This window comes from Jatrophihabitans fulvus (genome assembly GCF_054781375.1).
In genome coordinates, this window is sequence record NZ_BAAGUN010000003.1 from 215,053 (window position 1) to 236,629 (window position 21,577).

The 21,577-nt window shown below is 70.6% G+C and carries 19 protein-coding genes and 2 tRNA genes; 16 read left to right on the forward strand and 5 right to left on the reverse strand.

Translation table 11 applies throughout. The features are described from left to right. The first annotated feature begins 4 nt into the window (after positions 1-4). The 3 genes from ilvN to ACYVP9_RS12955 all read left to right on the forward strand — a co-directional run bounded on the left by ilvN (position 5) and on the right by ACYVP9_RS12955 (position 2,589). Positions 5-529: an acetolactate synthase small subunit gene (ilvN, locus tag ACYVP9_RS12945; protein WP_460605528.1), complete on the forward strand. Its 525-nt coding sequence runs from the start codon at positions 5-7 to the stop codon at positions 527-529. Positions 530-565: 36 nt separating this feature from the next. Then, on the forward strand, positions 566-1,597 hold the full coding sequence (gene ilvC / locus ACYVP9_RS12950) for an NADP-dependent ketol-acid reductoisomerase (protein ID WP_460605286.1): 1,032 nt from the start codon (positions 566-568) through the stop codon (positions 1,595-1,597). A 113-nt stretch (positions 1,598-1,710) separates the two neighbouring features. Beyond that, a complete protein-coding gene (locus ACYVP9_RS12955; protein WP_460605287.1) occupies positions 1,711-2,589 on the forward strand; it encodes an endonuclease domain-containing protein in 879 nt (292 codons plus the stop codon). Positions 2,590-2,622: 33 nt separating this feature from the next. On the opposite strand, the gene ACYVP9_RS12960 is transcribed toward ACYVP9_RS12955, so the two are convergent. Next, the gene (locus tag ACYVP9_RS12960) at positions 2,623-3,126 is read right to left on the reverse strand and encodes an ArsR/SmtB family transcription factor (RefSeq protein WP_460605288.1); all 504 of its coding nucleotides are present in this window, start codon (positions 3,124-3,126) and stop codon (positions 2,623-2,625) included. Positions 3,127-3,179: 53 nt separating this feature from the next. On the opposite strand from ACYVP9_RS12960, the gene ACYVP9_RS12965 reads away from it, so the two are divergent. From ACYVP9_RS12965 to cimA, 6 genes are all read left to right on the forward strand, one after another. Further along, on the forward strand, positions 3,180-4,478 hold the full coding sequence (locus ACYVP9_RS12965; protein ID WP_460605289.1) for an MFS transporter: 1,299 nt from the start codon (positions 3,180-3,182) through the stop codon (positions 4,476-4,478). Positions 4,479-4,499: 21 nt separating this feature from the next. Then, complete coding sequence (locus ACYVP9_RS12970; protein WP_460605290.1) at positions 4,500-5,522, forward strand: 3-isopropylmalate dehydrogenase; 1,023 nt, start codon at positions 4,500-4,502, stop codon at positions 5,520-5,522. A gap of 58 nt (positions 5,523-5,580) precedes the next feature. Further along, on the forward strand, positions 5,581-7,251 hold the full coding sequence (betA, locus tag ACYVP9_RS12975; protein ID WP_460605291.1) for a choline dehydrogenase: 1,671 nt from the start codon (positions 5,581-5,583) through the stop codon (positions 7,249-7,251). Beyond that, a complete protein-coding gene (locus ACYVP9_RS12980) occupies positions 7,248-8,717 on the forward strand; it encodes an aldehyde dehydrogenase family protein (protein WP_460605292.1) in 1,470 nt (489 codons plus the stop codon). Before betA ends, ACYVP9_RS12980 begins: the two co-directional genes overlap by 4 nt. Positions 8,718-8,733: 16 nt before the next feature. Then, positions 8,734-10,257 carry an amino acid permease gene (locus tag ACYVP9_RS12985; protein WP_460605293.1) on the forward strand — a complete coding sequence of 508 codons (1,524 nt, stop codon included), beginning with the start codon at positions 8,734-8,736 and terminating at the stop codon, positions 10,255-10,257. A 187-nt stretch (positions 10,258-10,444) separates the two neighbouring features. Continuing rightward, the gene (gene cimA, locus ACYVP9_RS12990) at positions 10,445-12,028 is read left to right on the forward strand and encodes a (R)-citramalate synthase (RefSeq protein ID WP_460605294.1); all 1,584 of its coding nucleotides are present in this window, start codon (positions 10,445-10,447) and stop codon (positions 12,026-12,028) included. 19 nt (positions 12,029-12,047) lie between these two features. On the opposite strand, the gene ACYVP9_RS12995 is transcribed toward cimA, so the two are convergent. Beyond that, the gene (locus ACYVP9_RS12995; RefSeq protein WP_460605295.1) at positions 12,048-12,530 is read right to left on the reverse strand and encodes a hypothetical protein; all 483 of its coding nucleotides are present in this window, start codon (positions 12,528-12,530) and stop codon (positions 12,048-12,050) included. 79 nt (positions 12,531-12,609) lie between these two features. On the opposite strand from ACYVP9_RS12995, the gene ACYVP9_RS13000 reads away from it, so the two are divergent. From ACYVP9_RS13000 to ACYVP9_RS13030, 7 genes are all read left to right on the forward strand, one after another. Beyond that, positions 12,610-13,410 carry a fumarylacetoacetate hydrolase family protein gene (locus ACYVP9_RS13000; protein WP_460605296.1) on the forward strand — a complete coding sequence of 267 codons (801 nt, stop codon included), beginning with the start codon at positions 12,610-12,612 and terminating at the stop codon, positions 13,408-13,410. Next, positions 13,407-14,840 carry a glutamate--tRNA ligase gene (gene gltX, locus ACYVP9_RS13005; protein ID WP_460605297.1) on the forward strand — a complete coding sequence of 478 codons (1,434 nt, stop codon included), beginning with the start codon at positions 13,407-13,409 and terminating at the stop codon, positions 14,838-14,840. The genes ACYVP9_RS13000 and gltX overlap by 4 nt, the downstream gene beginning before the upstream one ends. Before the next feature lie 51 nt (positions 14,841-14,891). Then, positions 14,892-15,731 carry an alpha/beta fold hydrolase gene (locus ACYVP9_RS13010; RefSeq protein ID WP_460605298.1) on the forward strand — a complete coding sequence of 280 codons (840 nt, stop codon included), beginning with the start codon at positions 14,892-14,894 and terminating at the stop codon, positions 15,729-15,731. Between the two features lie 99 nt (positions 15,732-15,830). Further along, positions 15,831-16,979 (forward strand): acyl-CoA dehydrogenase family protein, encoded by a 1,149-nt coding sequence (locus ACYVP9_RS13015; RefSeq protein ID WP_460605299.1) that lies wholly within the window; start codon positions 15,831-15,833, stop codon positions 16,977-16,979. A gap of 86 nt (positions 16,980-17,065) precedes the next feature. Beyond that, positions 17,066-17,137: transfer RNA gene (locus tag ACYVP9_RS13020), tRNA-Gln, on the forward strand. Positions 17,138-17,157: 20 nt separating this feature from the next. Next, positions 17,158-17,230: transfer RNA gene (locus ACYVP9_RS13025), tRNA-Glu, on the forward strand. Between the two features lie 347 nt (positions 17,231-17,577). Then, positions 17,578-18,759, forward strand: a complete 1,182-nt coding sequence (locus tag ACYVP9_RS13030) for a PP2C family protein-serine/threonine phosphatase (RefSeq protein ID WP_460605300.1) — start codon at positions 17,578-17,580, stop codon at positions 18,757-18,759. A gap of 6 nt (positions 18,760-18,765) precedes the next feature. On the opposite strand, the gene ACYVP9_RS13035 is transcribed toward ACYVP9_RS13030, so the two are convergent. From ACYVP9_RS13035 to ACYVP9_RS13045, 3 genes are read right to left on the reverse strand one after another with little or no spacing between them, the layout of a single operon-like run. Then, the gene (locus ACYVP9_RS13035) at positions 18,766-19,122 is read right to left on the reverse strand and encodes a hypothetical protein (RefSeq protein WP_460605302.1); all 357 of its coding nucleotides are present in this window, start codon (positions 19,120-19,122) and stop codon (positions 18,766-18,768) included. 31 nt (positions 19,123-19,153) lie between these two features. Continuing rightward, entirely contained in the window at positions 19,154-20,680 is a 1,527-nt protein-coding gene (locus tag ACYVP9_RS13040; protein WP_460605529.1) for an acyl-CoA synthetase, read from the reverse strand. A 2-nt stretch (positions 20,681-20,682) separates the two neighbouring features. Next, positions 20,683-21,477: an SDR family NAD(P)-dependent oxidoreductase gene (locus ACYVP9_RS13045; protein WP_460605303.1), complete on the reverse strand. Its 795-nt coding sequence runs from the start codon at positions 21,475-21,477 to the stop codon at positions 20,683-20,685. Positions 21,478-21,577 lie beyond the last annotated feature (100 nt).

Genomic DNA, 21,577 nt, shown 5'->3' on the forward strand with positions numbered 1-21,577 from the left:
GACGATGACCTCCCACACGCTGTCCGTGCTCGTCGAGAACAAGCCCGGTGTCCTGACCCGGGTCGCAGGGCTGTTCGCCCGTCGCGGCTTCAACATTGAGTCCCTCGCCGTCGGACCCACGGAGCACGACGAGATCTCCCGCATCACGATCCGGGTCGGCGTCGAGGGCGCCGCGCTCGAGCAGGTGACCAAGCAGCTCAACAAGCTGATCAACGTCATCAAGATCGTCGAACTCGAGGACAAGCAGGCCGTGCAGCGTGAACTGCTGCTGGTGAAGGTGCGGGCCGACGACACCAATCGTCGCGACGTGCTGCAGGTCGTCGAACTGTTCAAGGCCAAGGTCGCCGACGTCGGCAGCGAGGCCTTGACCGTCGAGCTCACGGGCAGGCCCGACAAGCTCGAGGCCATGCTCAAGATGCTCGAGCCGCACGGCATCCGCGAGATGGTGCAGTCCGGCACCGTCGCGCTCGGCCGCGGCCCGCGCTCGATGACCCAGGCCGCGCTGCGCTCCGTCGAGCGCAGCGCCTGATCCCCGTTCGTTCCCAGAGAGAAGGCTACGAAACACATGGCAGTGGACATCTACTACGACGACGACGCCGACCTGTCGGTCATCCAGCGACGCAAGGTCGCCGTCCTCGGGTACGGCAGCCAGGGCCACGCGCACGCGTTGTCGCTGCGCGACTCGGGCGTCGACGTCCGCGTCGGGCTGCCGGAGGGCTCGCGCAGCCGCGCGAAGGCCGAGGACGAGGGACTGCGCGTGCTCACGCCGTCCGAGGCGTCCGCCGAGGCCGACGTGATCATGGTGCTGGCGCCCGACCCCGCGCAGCGCAAGCTCTACGCCGAGTCGATCGAGCCGAACCTCAAGGACGGCGACGCGATCTTCTTCGGCCACGGCTTCAACATCCGCTTCGGCTACATCAAGCCGCCGGCGAACGTCGACGTCGCGATGGTGGCGCCGAAGGGTCCGGGTCACCTCGTCCGCCGGCAGTTCGTCGACGGCAAGGGCGTGCCGGTGCTGATCGCGGTGGAGCAGGACGCGTCCGGCTCGGCCAAGGCTCTCGCCCTGTCGTACGCCAAGGGCATCGGCGGCACCCGCGCGGGCGCCATCGAGACCACGTTCACCGAGGAGACCGAGACCGACCTGTTCGGTGAGCAGGCCGTGCTCTGCGGCGGCGCGTCGCAGCTGGTCATGTACGGCTTCGAGGTGCTCACCGAGGCCGGGTACGCGCCCGAGATCGCGTACTTCGAGTGCCTGCACGAGCTCAAGCTCATCGTCGACCTGATGTACGAGGGCGGCATCGCCAAGCAGCGCTGGTCGGTGTCCGACACCGCCGAGTACGGCGATTACGTGTCCGGCCCGCGCGTCATCGACGAGCACGTGAAGGCGAACATGCAGGACGTCCTCAAGGACATCCAGAACGGCGCCTTCGCCGAACGGTTCATCAAGGACCAGGACGCCGGCGGCCCCGAGTTCGCCGAGCTGCGCGCCAAGGGCGAGAAGCACCCCATCGAGGAGGTCGGCCGCAAGCTCCGCGGGCTGATGTCCTGGGTCGACAGCGGCGCCGACGACTACACCGAGGGCACCGCCGCGCGCTGACCCCACCCACCCGCTTCTGGCGCGATGACCTGGTATCCCGGGTCATCGCGCCAATTGCGTCTAGGGCTGTGGACAACCCGTTCCGCCGCGCGGTACCGCAGCAGTCTGATGCGATGTCGTGGACGTCGCTGGCCCGCTCGCAGGCCGGGCTCATCACGCGTCGGCAGCTCGTGGCCGCCGGGGTGCCGGGTGGCACCGCCGACCTCTGGTTGAGCACGCGCCGGCTCGAGCCCACCCGGGCGGCCGGGGTCTACCGCGTGGGTGGCGCCGACGACAGCGAGCGCACCCCGGCATGGTTCGCCACACTGTCCACGCGCTCGCCCGTCAGTTACACGACCGCTGCGGCGTGGTGCGGGATGACCGTCCCCGCCGACGGCCTGTTGCACATCACCCGCTTCGACCGACGGCGGCTCGCCTGGCCCGCGGGCGTGCGGGTGCACCGGGTCGCCCTCGACGCCGGGGACGTGACGGAGGTGCGCGGGCTCCCCGTGACGACCCGCCGGGTCACCGCGCTCGACTGCGCCGGATGGCTGCCGTTCGGCCAGGCGATGGTGTTCGCGGACCGTGCCGTCCAACAAGGGTGGATGCGCCCGCGTGACATCGAGACCCGGCTCGACGAGGCGCCGGGCCGATGGGGCAACCGGCAGTTGCGCCGCATCCTGACGATCCTCGAACGCGGAGCGGACGCCGAGAGCGAGCGTCGGCTCCATCTCGTGCTGCGCCGGGCGGGTCTCACGGGCTGGCGGCCGCAGTTCCCCGTCGACACCCCTGCGGGGCGCTTCCGCGTCGACGTCGCATTCGAGCACCTGCGCCTCGCCATCGAGGTCGACGGGTACGAGTACCACTCGCGCGAGGGACGGTTCCAGAGCGATCGGACGCGCCAGAACGCGCTGCTGGCCGCCGGGTGGCAGGTGCTGCGCTTCACCTGGACCGACATCGTCGACCGGCCCGACTACGTCGCGGCCTCCGTCCGGTCGCTTGTGGCCGCATGACCCGGGATACCAAGGAAAGGCGCCAAACGCGGGTCAGGGGTTGTTGGGGTCGGGGTGCATCGCGAAGAAGACCGACCAGGCGGTGCCGTCGGGGCTGGTGCGGGCGTGGAACTCCTCGAAGAGCTCCCGCAGCCGGTCGACGAACTCGGCGTGCTCGTCCTCGGTGAGGCGCAAGCCGAGCCGGGTGGTGTCGAGGTGTTCGGCCGGAACCGCCGAAACCTCGTCGAGGAACGTGTCCAGCAAGGTGCGGGACGCGCCCGGATTCGCGACCGTCCACGACTTGCCCGTCGCGCGGTACGGGATCTCCCGGGACCCGCGCGTGCCGCGGCGGGCGGGCAGCGCCTCGAGGAATCCGGTGTCGACGAGCGTGCGCACGTGGTGCAGCGTGCTGGCCGGGTCGCGGTCGAGCAGGCCGGCGATCTCCTTGTTCGTGCGCGGCTCGTGCAGGCAGACGCGCAGGATGCGCAGCCGCAGCGGCGAGGCGAGGGCCCGCGCCTCGGCGGCGGTCGCCTCGCGGCGAGGGTCCGGTCGGGGCACGCGCCGACCCTAACCGATTGACACTTCCCAATCAGTGGCGGACGCTGTGCGGCGTGAGGGAACCGCGACGGCGGGCCGGGCGGAGGGGCGGGCTGTGGCACCACCGCGACTTCCGCCGGCTGTGGATCGGCGACACCGTCAGCCAGTTCGGCGTGATGGTGGGCCAGCTCGCCCTGCCCCTGGTCGCGATCCTCGCCGTCGACGCGAGCACGTTCGAGGTCGGGTTGCTCACCACGTTCGAGACGCTGGCCTTCCTACTGGTCGGCCTGCCTGCCGGCGCGTGGGTCGACCGCATGCGCCACCGGCGGGTCATGATCGTCAACGACGTGATCCGCGCGGTCGCGCTCGCGACCATCCCCGCGGCGCAACTGGCGGACGTCCTCACGATCGAGCAGCTCTACGCCGTGGCGCTGGTGGTGGGCACGAGCACGGTGTTCTTCGACGTCACGTACCAGTCGTTCCTGCCCGCCCTCGTCGACCGCGAGCACCTGGTCGAGGGCAACGCGAAACTGCAGGCCAGCCAGTCGGTCAGCCAGGTCGCGGCACCCAGCCTCGGCGGCGCCCTGATCCAGGTCATCACCGCGCCGTACGCCGTGCTCGTCACCGCGCTGAGCTTCCTGTGGTCGGCGTCGTGGCTGACCGCGATCCGCACCCGTCCGCCGAAGCCCGAGCGCAGACCCGACCGGCACCTGGGCCGGGAGATCAGCGAAGGTGTCGCGTTCGTCTTCGGCAACCGGCTGCTGCGCTCGATCGCCGCGTGCACGGGCACGTCCAACCTGTTCAGCTCGATGGGCACCGGACTCGCGCTGCTGCTGCTGGCCCGCGAGCTGCACCTCTCACCCGGGGTCATCGGCCTCATCACGTCCACCGCCGCGATCGGCGGGCTGCTCGGAGCATTGCTCGCCTCCCGGTTCGCGCGCCGCGTCGGGCAGGGACCGGCCATCTGGCTGTCGACCGCGTGCACGGCGCCGCTCACCTTCGTGCTGCCGTTCGTGCATCGCGACTGGACGCTCGCGCTCTACGCCCTCGCCGAGCTCGGGTGGTTCGCCGGTGCTGTCGTCTACAACATCACGCAGGTCAGCTTCCGGCAGTCGCTCTGCCCGCCGCACCTGCTCGGCCGCATGAACGCCACGATGCGGTTCTTCGTCTGGGGGACGATGCCGCTGGGCGGCGTCCTCGGCGGGCTGATCGGGTCGTGGCTGGGCGTGCGGCCGGCGCTGCTGGTCGTGGCGGTGGGCGCCAGTCTCGCGTTCCTGCCCGTCTTCCTCTCGCCGTTGCGGACGATGCGCGAGCTCCCGGTCTACGTCCCGAATGGTGAGACGGTCAGCCCACCAGTTGAGAGTCGCGGATGATGCGCCGGTAGGCTGCCGCGCATGAGACTTGCGGTCGTACCAGGGGACGGGATCGGCGTCGAGGTCACCGAGCAGGCGTTGCGCGTGCTCGCGGCGGTGCACCCGAACGTCGACGCCGACCACTACGACCTCGGCGCGAAGCGCTGGCACGACACCGGCGAGGTGCTGCCCGACTCGGTGCTCGACGAGATCCGCGGGCACGACGCGATCCTGCTCGGCGCGGTGGGCGACCCGTCCGTGCCGTCCGGCGTGCTCGAGCGCGGGTTGCTGCTGAAGCTGCGCTTCGCGCTCGACCACCACGTGAACCTGCGCCCGGCGAAGCTCTACCCCGGGGTGGCGACGCCGCTGGCGAACGAGCCGGCGATCGACTTCGTGGTCGTGCGCGAGGGCACCGAAGGTCCGTACGCGGGCAACGGCGGCGTGCTGCGCAAGGGCACGCCGCACGAGATCGCGACCGAGGTCAGCGTCAACACCGCCTACGGCGTCGAGCGGGTCGTCCGCGACGCCTTCGGTCGGGCGCAGGCCCGTCCGCGCAAGCACCTCACGCTCGTGCACAAGAACAACGTGCTGACCAACGCCGGCGACCTGTGGTTCCGCACCGTGCAGGCCGTCGCCGACGAGTTCCCGGACGTCAGCGTGGCCTACAACCACGTCGACGCCGCGACCATCTACCTGGTCACCGACCCGGCGCGCTACGACGTGATCGTCACCGACAACCTGTTCGGCGACATCATCACCGACCTCGCGGCCGCGATCGCCGGTGGCATCGGGCTCGCCGCGAGCGGCAACCTCGACGTCAGCAACACCAATCCGTCCATGTTCGAGCCGGTGCACGGGTCGGCTCCCGACATCGCCGGCCAGGGCAAGGCCGACCCGACCGCCGCGGTGCTGTCGGTGTCGATGTTGCTGGCCCACCTCGGGCACACCGACGAGGCGTCGCGCATCGAGCGCGCCGTCGCCGCCGACCTGGCCTCGCGCGACCCGAAGAACCCCGGCTCGACCTCGGAGGTCGGCGAGCGCCTGGCGAAGGCCGCCGCCTCCTGAGCGGTAGGTGTCCTTCGGACGTATCGCGGGCGTCCCGTTCGGGTCTACATTCCCGAGCGTGACAGCCGCAGCCGGTCGGTACACGTACGTCGTCGTCGGTGGTGGGTCCGCGGGGTGTGCCCTCGCGAACCGTCTCTCCGCCGACCCGGGCAACCGGGTCCTGGTGCTCGAGGCGGGCCGCCGTGACTGGAAGTTCGACGTCTTCATCCACATGCCGGCGGCGCTGACCTACCCGATCGGCAACCGGTTCTACGACTGGAAGTACGAGTCCGAGCCCGAGCCGCACATGAACGGCCGGCGCGTGTATCACGCCCGGGGCAAGGTCCTCGGCGGCTCGAGCTCGATCAACGGCATGATCTTCCAGCGCGGCAACCCGATGGACTACGAGCGTTGGGGCGCCGACCCGGGCATGGAGACCTGGGACTACGCGCACTGTCTGCCGTACTTCAAGCGCATGGAGGAGTGCGTCGCGGCCGACCCGGACGACCCCTACCGCGGCAAGGACGGCCCGCTCACCCTCGAACGCGGACCCGCCACGAACCCGCTGTTCGACGCGTTCTTCGAGGCGACCGTCCAGGCCGGGTATCCGCGCACCACCGACGTCAACGGTGAGCGGCAGGAGGGTTTCGCGCCCTTCGACCGCAACGTGAAGCGCGGACGGCGCTGGTCGGCCGCCCGCGCCTACCTGCACCCGGTGCTGCACCGCCCCAACCTCGACCTCGTCACGGGCGCGCACGCGACGCGGGTGCTGTTCGACGGCACGCGGGCGACGGGGGTCGAGTACCTGCACCGCCGCAGGAAGATCCGCGTCGACGCCGACACCGTCGTGCTGTGCGGGGGCGCGATCAACACCCCGCAGCTGCTGCAGCTGTCGGGCATCGGCAACGCGTCGGAACTGCAGCGGCTCGGCATCACCGCCCGCGCCGACCTGCCGGGCGTCGGCGAGAACATGCAGGACCACCTCGAGGTCTACATCCAGTACGCCTGCACGCAGCCGGTGTCGATGCAGAAGTACATGAAGCACCGCTACAAGCTGCCGATCGGTGCGCAGTGGTTGTTCCTGCGCTCGGGTCCCGGCGCCACCAACCACTTCGAGGGCGGCGGTTTCGCGCGCAGCAACGTCGACGAGCGCTACCCGAACCTCATGTTCCACTTCCTGCCCATCGCGGTGCGCTACGACGGCTCGCAGCCCGCCGGCGGCGAGGGTTACCAGGTGCACATCGGGCCGATGTTCTCCGACACCCGCGGGTCGGTGAAGATCACCTCGACCGATCCGAAGGCCAAACCGGCACTGCGCTTCAACTACCTCTCGACCGACCAGGACCGGCGCGAGTGGGTCGAGGCGATCCGCGTCGCGCGGCACATCCTCAACCAGCCCGCGATGGCCGCCTTCAACGGCGGGGAGATCTCGCCGGGGGAGAAGGTCAGCACCGACGAGGAGATCCTCGAGTGGGTGCGCAACGACGGCGAGACCGCGCTGCACCCGTCCTGCACGGCGAAGATGGGTACGGACGAGATGTCCGTCGTCGACCCGCTCACCATGGGCGTGCACGGCATCGACAACCTCAAGGTCGTCGACGCGTCCGTCTTCCCGTACATCCCGAACGGCAACATCTACGCGCCGGTCATGATGTCGGCCGAGAAGGCCGCCGACATCATCCTGGGCAACACGCCGCTGCCGCCCCAGCCCATGGACTTCTACCGCGCCACCCCCGGGCAGCCCGCGTGACCCTGTTCCTGGGTGGTGAGTGGCGCGACGCCGGCGACGGCGGCACGCGCGAGATCCGTTGCCCGGCGGACGGGTCGCTGGTGGCCACCGTGGCCGAGGGGACGGGCGACGACGCCCGTGCCGCGATCGCGGCCGCCCGCGCCGCCTTCGACGAGGGCACGTGGCCGGGCACGCCCGAGCGCGAGCGGGGCGCGCTCGTCACGCGCGTCGGCGACATCATCGAGCGCGACGCGGACGCGTTCGCCCGGGCCGAGTCGCTCGACACGGGCAAGCGGCTGGTCGAGTCCGAGTACGACATGGCCGACATCGCCGCCTGCTTCCGCTGGTTCGGCGGCATCGCCGGATCCGACGCCGGACGCGTCGTCGACACGGGCAATCCCGCGGTCGTGAGCCGCATCGTCCACGAGCCCGTGGGCGTGTGCGGGCTGATCACCCCGTGGAACTACCCCCTGCTGCAGACGGCGTGGAAGGTCGCGCCCGCGCTCGTCGCCGGCAACACCTTCGTGCTCAAGCCCAGCGAGCTGACGCCGTCGACCGCGATCCTGCTGATGAAGGCGCTGGCCGAGGCGGGGCTGCCCGACGGGGTCGCCAACCTCGTGCTCGGCGCGGGTGCGGTGGTCGGCGCGCCACTCGCAGACGACCCCCGCGTCGACCTCGTGTCGTTCACGGGTGGGCTGGACACCGGTCGGACGATCGCCGCGGCCGCGGCCGCCACGGTCAAGAAGGTGGCACTGGAGCTCGGGGGCAAGAACCCCAACGTCGTGTTCGCCGACGCCGATCGTGAGCTCGCACTCGACTACGCCCTCACCGCGGTCTTCCTGCATTCCGGACAGGTCTGCTCCGCCGGCGCTCGCCTGGTCGTCGAGGAGACGATCCACGACGAGTTCGTCGACGAGCTCGTCCGCCGTGCCGGTGACATCGTGCTCGGCGGCCCGTTCGACGAGCACGCCCAGACCGGACCGCTGATCTCGTCCGCCCATCGCGACAAGGTCGACACGTACGTGCAGAAGGCGGTCGCGGACGGCGCCACCCTCCGTTGCGGCGGGCGCGCGCCGACGGACGAATCGCTGCAGAGCGGTTGGTACTTCCTACCGACGATCCTCGACCGCTGCACACAGCAGATGGCCTGCGTGCACGACGAGTCGTTCGGACCGGTCCTGACGGTCGAGACGTTCACCGACGAGGACGACGCGGTCCGCATCGCCAACGACACCGACTACGGCCTCGCCGGCGGGGTCTTCACGCAGGACGCCGGCAAGGCGCAGCGGGTCGCGGGCCGGCTGCGCCACGGCACCGTGTGGATCAACGACTTCCACCCGTACGTCCCGCAGGCCGAGTGGGGTGGCTACGGGCACTCCGGCATCGGCCGCGAGTTGGGCCCTTCGGGCCTGGCGGAGTACCGCGAGACGAAGCACATTTGGCACAACGTCGACCCACAGCCGCAGTACTGGTTCCCCCGTCCCTGACGCAGCGGAGGCAGCAGTGAGCACCACGAACAACGCCGACCACGACGAGCTCGCCGGGTTCGGGTACAAGCAGGAGCTCGACCGCTCGTTGGGCAAGTTCTCGTCGTTCGCCGCCGGGTTCAGCTACATCTCGATCCTGACCGGTGTCTTCCAGCTCTTCGGTTTCGGCTACGGCTTCGGCGGTCCCGCCTACTGGTGGACGTGGGTCATCGTGTTCGTCGGGCAGCTGCTCGTCGCGCTCTGCTTCGCCGAGATGGCCGGGCAGTTCCCGCTCGCCGGCAGCGTCTACCAGTGGTCGAAACAGCTGGCCCGCCCGATCACGTCGTGGTTCGCAGGCTGGATCATCCTCATCGGCGCGATCGTCACCGTCGCCGCCGTCGCGGTGGCCTACCAGGTCGTGCTGCCGCAGATCTCCGATGTCTTCCAGATCGTCGGCAGCAAGAAGGACATCGGGCTGTACACGACGCCGGGTGGCGCGAAGAACGCCGTCGTGCTCGCGCTGCTGCTCGTCGTGTTCACCACGGTGATCAACATGGTCGGCGTCAAGGTCATGGCCGTCATCAACAACATCGGGGTCACCGTCGAGCTCGTCGGCGCCGCCGTGCTCGTCGTGCTGCTGGCCTTCCACGCCAAGCGCGGGCCGAGCGTGATCATGGAGACCAACAACACCGGTGACGGGCGCACGTGGGGCTACACCGGTGCGTTCCTGCTCGCGAGCATCGCGAGCGCCTACATCTTCTACGGCTTCGACACGGCCGGTTCGTTGGCCGAGGAGACCAACAACCCGCGCAAGCACGCGCCCGGCGCGATCATCCGTGCGATGTTCGCCGCGTTCGTGCTCGGCGGTCTGCTGATCCTGTTCGCGCTCATGGCGCAGAAGAACCTCGCCCAGGGCGCGCTCGGGTTGCCCACGATCGTCAAGTACGCGCTCGGCGAGAATCTCGGCGACGTGTTCCTCGCCTGCTCCGTCATCGCCATCACCGTGTGCGCCCTCGCCGTGCACACCGCGGGCATCCGCATCATGTTCACGATGGCCCGTGACGGCCGGCTGCCGTTCGGCTCGGCGGTCGCGCGGGTGTCGGGCAAGAGCCGCACCCCGATCGTCCCCGCGCTCGTCATCGGCGTGCTCGGCGTGATCCTGCTGCTGGTGAACATCGGCAACCAGTCGGTGTTCCTGGTGCTCACCTCGATCGCGATCATCATGTTCTACATCGCGTACATGTGCGTGACGGTGCCGATGTTGCTGCGCCGGCTGCGCGGTGACTGGCCGCGCAACAACCACGGGCCGTACTTCTCGATGGGCAGGTTCGGCCTGCCGCTGAACATCGTGGCGGTGCTCTTCCAGACGGTCGTCACCGTCAACCTGGCCTGGCCCCGCCCCGACGTGTACGGCTCCGAGCACTGGTACTTCCAGTACGGCGCCTTCGTCTTCATCGCCGTCATCGTGGCCATCGGTGGCATCTACTACGCGACCACCCAGCACGGCCGGACGCCCGAGGTGGTCGCCGAGCACCGGGCGGCCGTCGGCAAGCAACTCTGAGCAGCGGGTTCCCGGGCACGGGCCGGGTGTGGCACACTCGGCCCGTGCGTTTCTCGCTCATCATTGAAACGGCGCGCCGGTAGCTCCATCACCGACGCGCCTGACCCTCTGCCACCGGCAGGGGGTTTTTTGTTTGCCGCACGACGCCGCACGACGCCGCACGACCGGACGGACCCAGGGACGGACCATGCAGACCGACGAGTTCCACGTCTTCGACACCACGCTGCGCGACGGTGCCCAGCGTGAGGGCATCAGCTACTCCGTCGCCGACAAGCTGGCGGTGGCCCGGCTGCTGGACCAGGTCGGCGTCGGATTCGTCGAGGGCGGGTGGCCCGGCGCGATGCCGAAGGACACCGAGTTCTTCGCCCGCGCCGCCGCCGGTGAGCTGACGATGCGGCACGCGGTGCTCGTCGCGTTCGGGGCCACCCGCAAGGCGGGCGTGAAGGTCGAGGACGACGCGCAGGTGCGCGCGCTGCTCGACTCGCAGGCGCCGGTCGTGACGCTCGTGGCCAAGTCGGACGTCCGCCACGTCGAGCGGGCGCTGCGCACCACCCTGGACGAGAACCTGGCGATGGTGCGCGACACCGTCGCCTTCCTGCGCGCCGAAGGACGCCGCGTCTTCGTCGACTGCGAGCACTTCTTCGACGGCTACAAGCACGACCCGGACTACGGGGTCCGGGTCCTCGACGCCGCCGCCTCGGCCGGGGCCGACGTCGGGGTCCTCTGCGACACGAACGGCGGCATGCTCCCCATGGGCGCGCACTCGATCGTGTCCGACGTGCGGCGTCGCGCCGGTATCCGGCTCGGTATCCACACCCAGGACGACACGGGTTGCGCAGTGGCCAACACCCTGGCCGCCGTGGATGCCGGCGCGACGCACGTACAGGGAACGGCCAACGGCTACGGCGAGCGCGCGGGCAACGCCAACATCTTCAGCGTCATCGGCAACCTGGTGATGAAGCAGGGCCTCGACGTGCTTCCCGACGGGTGCCTCGCCGAGCTGCAGCGCGTCTCGCACGCCATCGCCGAGATCGCCAACCTCGCGCCCGACACGCATGCGCCCTACGTGGGCGCCGCCGCGTTCGCGCACAAGGCGGGACTGCACGCGTCGGCGATCAAGGTCGACCCGGAGCTCTACAACCACATGGACCCGTCGCTGGTCGGCAACGGTCAGCGCATCCTCGTCACCGAGATGGCCGGCCGCGCGTCGGTCGAGCTCAAGTCGGCCGAGCTGGGCGTCGACGTCAGCGACCGTCCGGACGTCGTCGGCAGCGTCGTCGAGAAGGTCAAGCGGCGCGAGGCGGACGGGTGGTCCTACGAGGCCGCGGACGCGTCCTTCGAGCTGCTCGTGCGCGACGAGCTGGGGGAGACGACGCCGCCGTTCGAGGTGGAGTCGTACCGCGTCATGATCAGCCGGCGTTCCGACGGCAGTCTGCTCAGCGAGGCGACGGTCAAACTCGTCGCCGCCGGCAGCCGCGTCATCTCGACCGAGGAGGGCAACGGGCCCGTGAACGCCCTCGACCGGGCGCTGCGCAAGGCGCTCGAGCAGGCCTACCCGCAGCTCGCCAAGATGGAGCTCACCGACTACAAGGTGCGCCTCATGCCCGGCCGGCACGGCACCGACGCCGTCACCCGCGTGCTCATCGAGACCAGCGACGGCGAGCGCGAGTGGACGACGGTCGGCGTGCACGGCAACGTCATCGAGGCGTCCTGGCTCGCGTTGCACGACGCCGTCCGCTTCGGGCTGCTCGGCGCCACTTCGACGTTGTGACCGTCGTGCCGCGGTCGTGTCAGCGAGGAGTCGGCGAAGGCCGGCGCGGCGCGGGCGACGGCCGCTCGGTCGACCGCTCGGTCGGCCGCCGCAGCGCCGAGAGGGTGCACGTCTCGCAGCTGTGCGTGCAGGCGACGCCGTGGCCGTCCTGGTCGCACGGCGCGTCGGTGATGGTCATCTCGGACGGGTCGTGGTCGTGCCCGCAGCCCGGACCGCACATCGACTCGCCGCGTGCCAGCACGGCCCGCTCGATCGCGTCGTCGAGCCGCGCCTCGTCGGTCGCCGCCGTGTCGATGCGGATCGAGTTGGCCACGCCCCACGCGAGGAAGGCCAGGAACACGGCGACGGCGAAGGCGATGCCCACGAACACCTTGAGCACGACAGTGGTGGCGCCGGTCAGGGCCACGGCACCGACGGCGACGAACAGCGTCGCGAACAGCGCCAGTGTGGCGGCGAGCTGACGACGCTTCACGACGGGGATGCGCGCCAGCGGGGAACTCACGTCCTCGATTATGACCGAACCCGTGACCGCGCCGGTGGGCAGATCCCGGGCCGGCCGGCCGCCGGTAACGTTGGCGGACGTGCGTATCGCCCGCTTCGTGCATCCCGGTTCCGCCCAGACCCCGTCCGCCGTGGCGTGGGGCACCGTCGAGGGCCCGGCCGACGCCGGCCCCGAGGACCTCACCGTCGCCGCCATCGACGGCCACCCGTTCGGGTCGCTGAGCTTCACCGGCGACCGCTGGTCCTTCCCGGACGTCCGCCTGCTCTCGCCGTTCCTGCCCAGCAAGGTCGTGGCGCTGGGCAAGAACTACGCCGACCACGCGAAGGAGATGGGCGGCGAGGCGCCGAAGAGTCCGCTGATCTTCCTCAAGCCGTCGACGTCGGTGATCGGTGACGGTGACACCATCCGGCTGCCGCCGTCCTCGGACGAGGTGCACTTCGAGGGCGAGCTCGCCGCCGTCATCGGCCTGCCCGCCCGCAACGTCGCCCGCGACGACGCGCTGCGGCACGTGTTCGGGTACGCCTGCGCCAACGACGTGACCGCCCGCGACCAGCAGCGCAGCGACGTGCAGTTCACCCGGGCGAAGGGCTACGACTCGTTCTGCCCGGTCGGTCCCTGGGTCGAGACGGTGCTCGAACCGCACGACCTGCGCCTCGTCACCCGCGTCAACGGCGAGATCAAGCAGGACGGCCGCACCAGCGACATGATCTTCGACCTGGCGGAGCAGATTGCGTTCATCTCCGAGGTGATGACGCTGCTGCCGGGCGACATCGTGCTCACGGGCACGCCCGCCGGTGTCGGCCCGATCGTCGCCGGCGACACCGTCAGCGTCGAGATCGAGGGCATCGGCACCCTGACCAACCAGGTGCGTGACGCATGACCCCCCGCGTCCGCGTGGCCCCGTCGCCGACGGGCGACCCCCACGTCGGCACCGCCTACATGTCGCTGTTCAACCTGGGGTTCGCGCGTCGTCACGGCGGGCAGTTCCTGCTGCGCGTCGAGGACACCGACCGCGCGCGCTTCCAGGCCGACAGCGAGCAGCAGATCTACGACACGCTGCACTGGCTCGGCCTCACGTGGGACGAGGGCCCCGACATCGGCGGGCCCTACGCGCCCTACCGGCAGTCGGAGCGGCTCGACACCTACGCCCCCTTCGTCGAGCAGTTGATCGAGGCCGGCCACGCCTACCGCTGCTGGTGCAGCAAGGAGCGGCTCGCCGAGATGCGCGAGCGGCAGCAGGCGAAGAAGCTGCCCACCGGCTACGACCGGCTGTGCCTCGGCAAGACCGAGGACGAGCGCCGCGAGCTCGGCGGGTTCACCGAGACCCCGGTCGTGCGCATGCTCGTCCCCGACTCGGGCGTGCCGATGCGCTTCACCGACCTCATCCGCGGCGAGGTGAACGCGCCGCGCCCGGACGACCAGGTCATCCTCAAGGCCGACGGGTTCCCGACCTACCACCTCGCCGTCGTCGTCGACGACCACCTGATGGGCATCACGCACGTCGTCCGCGGCGAGGAGTGGATCTCGTCCACCCCGAAGCACCTGTTGCTGTACCGCTGGCTCGGCTTCGAGGAGCCGGCGTTCGCGCACATGCCGCTGCTGCGCAACACCGACAAGTCGAAGATCTCCAAGCGCAAGAACCCGGCGGCGCGCCTGACCTGGTTCCTCGAGCAGGGGTACCTGCCCGAGGCGCTGCTCAACTTCCTCGCCCTCCTGGGATACGGGGCGCCGTCCGACTCCGAGATCTTCGATTTCGCGCAGTTCAGCGCGAACTTCGAGTGGTCGAAGGTCAACACGGTGGGTCCGGTCTTCGACCTGACCAAGCTCGACTGGCTCAACGGCCACTACATCCGTGAGCTCGACGCGGCCGATTTCGCCGACCGGTTGACCGCGCAGTGCGAGCGCGCGGGCCTCAGCGCCGATCCGGCCGTCGTCGCGGCGGCCGCCCCGCTCGTGCAGGAGCGCACCCAGACGCTGAACCAGGGCGTCGACATGCTGCGGTTCCTCGTCGTCGACGAGGCCGATTTCGTCGTCGACGAGGCGTCCGCGGCCAAGCAGCTGGGGGAGAAGGGCGCGCCGGTGCTCGCGGCCGCGGTGCCCGCGCTCGAGGCGCTGTCCGACTGGACCACGGCGGCGATCGAGCAGGCACTGCGCGAGGCGCTCGTCGACGGCCTCGGCCTCAAGCCGCGCAACGCGTTCGGCCCGGTGCGCGTCGCGGTCACCGGCAGCACGGTGTCGCCGCCGCTGTTCGAGTCGATGGAGCTGCTCGGACGGGAGCGGTCGCTCGCCCGGCTGCGTGCCTCGACGTAGGAGCCAGGTGTAAAGACGCCACGTCACGGGTACTTCCGTGGTGTGACGAATGTGAAGCAGCGCACATCGCGCGGCGGCGTCGCGGGCGTGCACCACACCGTGACCGGCGACGGTCCCGGCACCGTCGTGCTGCTGCACGGCTTCGCCGACAACCTGCACACCTGGCACCGCGTGGTGCCGCGTCTCGCGGTCGACCACCGTGTCATCGCGATCGACCTGCCCGGCTTCGGGCTCAGCGGACGCCGGTGGCGTGCCCCGCTGCTCGAGGGTTACGCGGACGTCGTGCTCGAGGTCCTCGACGCCGAAGGGGTCGCCGGCCCGGTGTCGCTCGTCGGCAACTCCATGGGCGCGGCGGTGGCGACCGTCCTGGCCGCCCGGTGTCCCGAGCGCGTCGAGCGCACCGTCCTCATCGACATGCCGGGCGTGCGGCGGGTGCCGCGGGCCTGGCGGCTGGCGATGTCGCGGCCGGCCGAGCTCGGGGCGCGCCTGCTGCCGTGCCGCGCGGCCCAGGCCGGCCTGGGCCTGTTCTACGCCGCGATCGCGGCCGCCGACTTCCGCATGGTCGACCCGCTCACCCGGCAGGGTTTCTGCGCGCCCTACGCGCGCCGCGGCAGCCTGGCCGACATCGTCCCCATCGGACGGCAGCTGGTGGCCGAGCTGGCGACGGCCCGGTTGGGGGAGCTCGTCGCCGCCGGTGACACGCCGACCCTCGTCGTCTTCGGCGGACGCGACCTGCTCACCCCCGTCCGCTCGCTGCGGCGGTGGGACGGGCGGCACGCGATGGTCGTGCTGCCGCAGTGCGGGCACTGCCCGCAGCTCGACGATCCGGGGGCCCTGCTGGCCGAGATCGTGCCGTTCCTGCGCCCGACGGTCGCAGCCGTCGCCGCCTGATCGGGTCGGCGGCAGTGTGATCCGCCTCTCGCTCGCGCGACTGTGACGGTAGTACTGTCACAGTCCTGACGTCACCGTCCGCGACGAGAGGCACCCGGCATGAGCAACCCCCGTCCGACCTGGTCCGACGACGACATCGAGGCCTTCCGCGAGCTGGCGCACTCGTTCCTGGTCAAGGAGTGCGCACCGCACGAGGAGCGGTGGGGCCAGCAGCAGCACGTCGACCGGGAGATCTGGAACAAGGCGGGCGCGCTGGGGCTGCTGTGCCCGTCCATCCCGGAGGAGTACGGCGGCGGGGGCGGCAGCTTCGCCCACGAGGCGGTGCTCATGGAGGAGCAGACCCGCGCGCTCGCGCCCAGCCTCGGCACCTCGGTGCACAGCACGATCGTGGCGCCGTACGTGCTGCACTACGGCACCGAGGAGCAGAAGCGCTCGCTGCTGCCCCGGCTGGCGTCCGGTGAACTGGTCGGTGCGGTGGCCATGACCGAGCCCGGCACCGGTTCGGACCTGCAGAGCATCAAGACCAAGGCCATCCGGGACGGTGACGACTACGTCATCGACGGCGCGAAGACGTTCATCACGAACGGCTCGCAGGCCAACCTGATCCTCGTCGTCGCCAAGACCGACCCCGACGACCGCGCGAAGGGCATCTCGCTGATCGCCGTCGAGACGGACGGTCTCGAGGGCTTCAGCCGTGGCCGCACGCTGCGCAAGATCGGCCAGCACGGGCAGGACACCGCCGAGCTGTTCTTCGACAACGTCCGCGTGCCGACCGCGAACCTGCTCGGGTCCGAGGAGGGCCAGGGCTTCGTCCAGTTGATGCAGCAGCTGCCCCAGGAACGGCTCGCGATCGCCGTCGCCGCCGTGGCCGCCATCGAGGTCGCCCTCGAGCACACGATCAGGTACACGAAGGAGCGCGAGGCGTTCGGCCGTCCGGTGTTCAACTTCCAGAACACCAAGTTCAAGCTCGCCGAGATGGCGACCACGGCGAAGATCGCGCGGGTCTTCATCGACGACTGCATCACCAAACACATCGCGGGTGAGTTGGACATTCCCACTGCTTCGATGGCCAAGTGGTGGACGACGCAGATGCAGTGCGACGTCGCCGACGAGTGCCTGCAGTTCTTCGGTGGCTACGGCTACATGGAGGAGTACCCGATCTCGCGCATGTTCACCGACTCGCGCATCCAGAAGATCTACGGCGGAACGAACGAGATCATGAAGGAGATCATCAGCCGGTTCCTCTGACCGGTGCTGTGACGCGACCCGGTTTTGGTCCGGGTCGCGACCGTCCGGTAGAGTCTGACGTCGGCCCGGGAACGGGCCGACACCCTTGGGGTATGGGGTAATTGGCAGCCCGGCTGATTCTGGTTCAGCTAGTCTAGGTTCGAGTCCTGGTACCCCAGCGCAGTACGGAAGTTTCTGGGGCCCCGTCGTCTAGTGGCCCAGGACGCCGCCCTCTCAAGGCGGTAGCGCCGGTTCGAATCCGGTCGGGGCTACGCACGTACACCCTCCGAGCACAGCTCGGAGGGTGTTCTCGTTTCCGGGACTTGCGACCCTCGGAATCGGTATGTTAGATTCGCGTTAGGCAGTTCGGTGCTGGTATCACGCTCCATCGACAGCACCGGCCACGGGCGTTCCGACGTCCGCGTCCGCGCGAACCCGTTGATCGGGGGAACAACGGAGATACCCGCCGCGGCCTGCCTCACGCATCACCGCCCCGCTCGTCGCGATTTCCCCCGGTCGCGACGAGCGGGGCGGTTGTGTTGACGGGTGCGGGCGAGCGGTGCGGCCCCGGCGCGTCCGTCGTGTCGTCCGACTCGCGAGAGCTGACTACGGTCGGGTCGTGACCCTTCCTGCCGCCGGCGCCGCTCCCGGGCCTGCCGTCGAGGCAGGGACCGGGCTGGACGCTCTGCTGGCCGAGGTGCGAGCGCTGCTGTCGGCCGACACCGCCGTGCTGCTGGTGCTCGACGACTCGCGCTCGGCCCTGGTGCCCGCCGCGTGGTCGGGTCTGGGAGTGCGGGGCCGCGCCTCGATGCGTATCCGGGTCGGGCAGGGGTTCGCCGGCACCATTGCGCGCACCCGCGAACCGCTCGTGCTGTCGCGCGTATCGCCCGAGAACGTCGTCAACCCGATGTTGTTGCAGCGCGGCGTGACCTCCCTGGTCGGTGTGCCGCTGCTGCTCGAGGGGCGACTGCTCGGGGTGGTGCACGTCGGGTCGCTCACGCCCCGCGCGTTCACAGCCGAGGACGTCCAGCTGCTGCAGCGCGCCGCCGGTCGGCTCGCCGGCGCCGTCCGCGACGAACGCACCACCGAGGAGCACACGGCCGCGCTGGTGCTGCAGCGCAGTCTGCTGCCCTCGGTGCTGCCGCAGGTCGACGGGCTGGAGTTCGCCGGGCGTTACATCCCGGCCGACGGCGATTTCGGCGGCGACTGGTACGACGTCTTCGAGCTGCCGGACGGACGCGTCGGGCTCGTCATGGGTGACGTCGTCGGCCACGGGCTCGCTGCCGCCGTGGTGATGGGCCGGTTGCGCAGCGCCCTGCGGGCCTACGCGCTCGACTACGACGACCCGGCCGAGGTGCTGCACCGGCTCGACCGCAAGATCTCGCACTTCGAGCCCGGGTCGTTCGCGACCGTGCTGTTCGGGGTGACGACCGCGCCCTTCGGCGAGTTCGTCTTCAGCTCGGCGGGACACCCGCCACCGTTCATGACCGGTCCGGACGGGCCCGCCCACCAGGTGGGCCTGCCGCCCGACCCACCGCTGGCCGTCCGCTCGCGCACCCCCCGGCGGGCCACGCCCGTCCGCGTGCCGGAACGGTCGGCGCTGTGCCTGTTCACCGACGGCCTCGCCGAGCGGCGGGTGTCCAGGGTCGGCGACGACCCCTACGGCGCCTCGATCGCACGGGCGCTGTCGGCGTTCACGGCGGGCGACCCGGAGACGGTCTGCACGCAGGTGCTCGACGCCGCCCTCGGCGACGAGTCGGCGGAGGACGACGTCGCGGTGCTGATCGCCCGCAGGCCCTAGCCGGCCTCAGGAGCGGATGGGCGGCGGCTGTTCGTCGATGGCCCAGTGCCAGAGCGCGGTCGGTCCGTGCAGCCGGACGGTCTCGACCTCGGCGATGTCGGCGCCCGGCACGTCGCGCCACGACGTCCCCGGGTCCTCGTCACCCGAGAGCGCGTCCGGCGCTTCGCCGCGGTCGGTGTGGGCGGCCCACGGCGCGTCGTCCGGAGCCGTCCGCGGACGCAACCGCAACGCACCACCGGAGCTCGAACGCAGCGCCTCGATGCGCGCCGCGAGACCGTCGGCCGGCCCGTCCTCGGCGAGCAGGTAGAAATCGGCGCCGCCCACGTGCACGCGGACGGCCGGAAGCGCACCGGCGTCGGTCATGCCCGATCGGTACCCCGGGCCCGTGCGCCGCTCACGGCGAGGTGAGCGACGCCCGGATGTCGGGCTTGAGGATCTTGCCGACCGTCGAGCGGGGCAGGTCGTCCCAGAACTCGATCTGCTTGGGTGCCTTGACGCTGCCGATGCGTTCCTTCACGAACGCGACGAGCTCGCCGGCAGTGACCTCGGCGGACGTGGTGACGACGGCGGTGACGCGCTCGCCCCACTTCTCGTCGGGCAGACCGACGACGGCGCAGTCGCGGACGGCGGGATGCGCCATGAGCGCCTGCTCCACCTCGGCGGAGTACACGTTGAACCCGCCGCTGATGATCATGTCCTTGGCGCGGTCGACGATGAACAGGAAGTTCTCGCCGTCGAGATAGCCGATGTCGCCGGTGTGGTGCCACCCGCCCGCGGACGCCTCGGCGGTCGCCTCGGGGTTGCGGTAGTAGCCGGCCATCACCAGCGGCCCGCGCACGCAGATCTCGCCACGCTCGCCGCGGGGCACCGGACGGCCGTCCTCGCCGAGGATCGCGACCGTCACGAGCGGCGTCGGACGGCCTGCCGAGCGCAGCCGCTCGGTGGCGACGCTGCCGTCGGGCCGCCGGTGCTCGGAGGGTGACAGCGTCGAGATCATCATCGGCGCCTCGGACTGTCCGAACAGCTGCGCCATCGGCCCGATGCGCTCGAGGGCCTCGGCGAGGCGGTCGGGGGAGATGGGCGCGGCGCCGTACCAGAAGCACTGCAGCGACGAGAGGTCCGTGGCGTCGAGGGTGGGGTCGGCGAGGACCATGTAGATCAGCGTGGGCGGCAGGAACGTGTGCGTGACACCGTGCCGCTCGACGAGCTCGAGGAAGTGCGCGACGTCGGGCTTCGCCATGACGACGACCTCGCCGCCGAGCGCCAGCACCGGGAAGCACAGTACGCCGGCGGCGTGGGTCAGCGGTGCGAGGGCGAGGTACGTCGGCGGCCCGTCGAACGGGTACTGCATGAGCACGATCGCCGACATCGTCTCGAGGTTGCGCCCGGTGAGCATGACGCCCTTGGGACGCCCGGTGGTGCCGCCGGTGCCGACCACGGCGACGACGTCGTCCGGCGGTTCGGCCTCGGCGGACGGGTCGCCGGCGGCGGCCGCCAGCCAGTCGTCGAAGCCGACCGCGGGCCCGTCCGCGTCGCCGAGCCGCACCAGCGTCCTGAGCTTCGGCAGCCGCGGGACGATCTCGCGCACCAGCGCGTCGAAGGAGGGTTGGAAGATCAGCACCGTGCAGTCGAACAGGTCGAGCAGTTCGGCGTTCTCGGCCGCCGCGTTGCGCGGGTTGATCGGGCACCACACCGCCCCCGCGCGCGAGATGCCGAACACGCACGCGAACGCCGTCGGGTCGTTCGCCGACAGGATGCCGACCTTGTCGCCGGGGGCGGCCCCCGAGCGGCGCAGCGCGCGGGCCACCGCATGGGACAGGCCGACGACGTCGTCGTAGCTCAGCGAGCGTCCGTCGAGGGTGAGGCAGGGGGCGTCGCCGTCGAGCGACGCCCCCTTGTCGAGGTAGAACGCGAGCGACACGCTCACATACCCATGCCGCCGTCGACGGGCAGGCCCGCGCCGTTGACGAACTTCGCGCGGTCGGAGGCGAGGAACACGACGGCGTCGGCGATGTCCTCCTGTTCGGCCAACCGTCCGGACGGGGTCATCTCGACGACGGCGCCGACCGCGGCCTCGACCGAGGGGAACAGGCCGAGGCGCGTGACGTCGTTCGCCAGACCGATTCCCATCGCGTTGCCCACGAGACCGGGGTAGACGCAGTTGACGCGGACTCCGTAGCCGAGCTTGCCGCTCTCCATCGCCGCCACACGGGTGAGGCGGTCGACGGCCGACTTCGTGGCCGAGTACAGCGCGATCGACGGGAACGCGATGGTCGCGGCCACCGACGCGATGTTGACGACGACGCCGCCCTTGCCGGCCGGGCCGTCCGGACGCATCGCGCGGAACGCGTGCTTGATACCGAGCGCGGTGCCCACGACGTTGATCTCGACCATGCGCTTCGCCTTGTCGGCGTCGAGGTCGACGAGCAGGTCGGTGATCTCGACGCCCGCGTTGTTCACGACCAGGTCGAGGCCGCCGAGCCGCTCGGTCACCCGGGCGACGGCGTTCTCCCACGACGCGTCGCTGGTGATGTCGAGCTCGACGAAGGTGTGCCCGTCGCCGAGGGACGCCGCGACCTTCTCGCCCTTGTCGGTCTGCAGGTCACCGATCGCGACCCGTGCACCCGCTGCGGCCAGGGCCTGCGCCGTGGCCTCGCCGAGGCCCTGGGCGCCGCCGGTGACGAGGGCGACGCGTCCGTCGAGGTCGGTCGTGGTCATGCTCTCTCCTTCGCTCGATATGACCGCACTGTCCCGTCCGCCGCGCGCGGCTGTAAAGCGATCGGGCGAGCGTTGAGCCAGCGTTGACGCAACGCCGTCC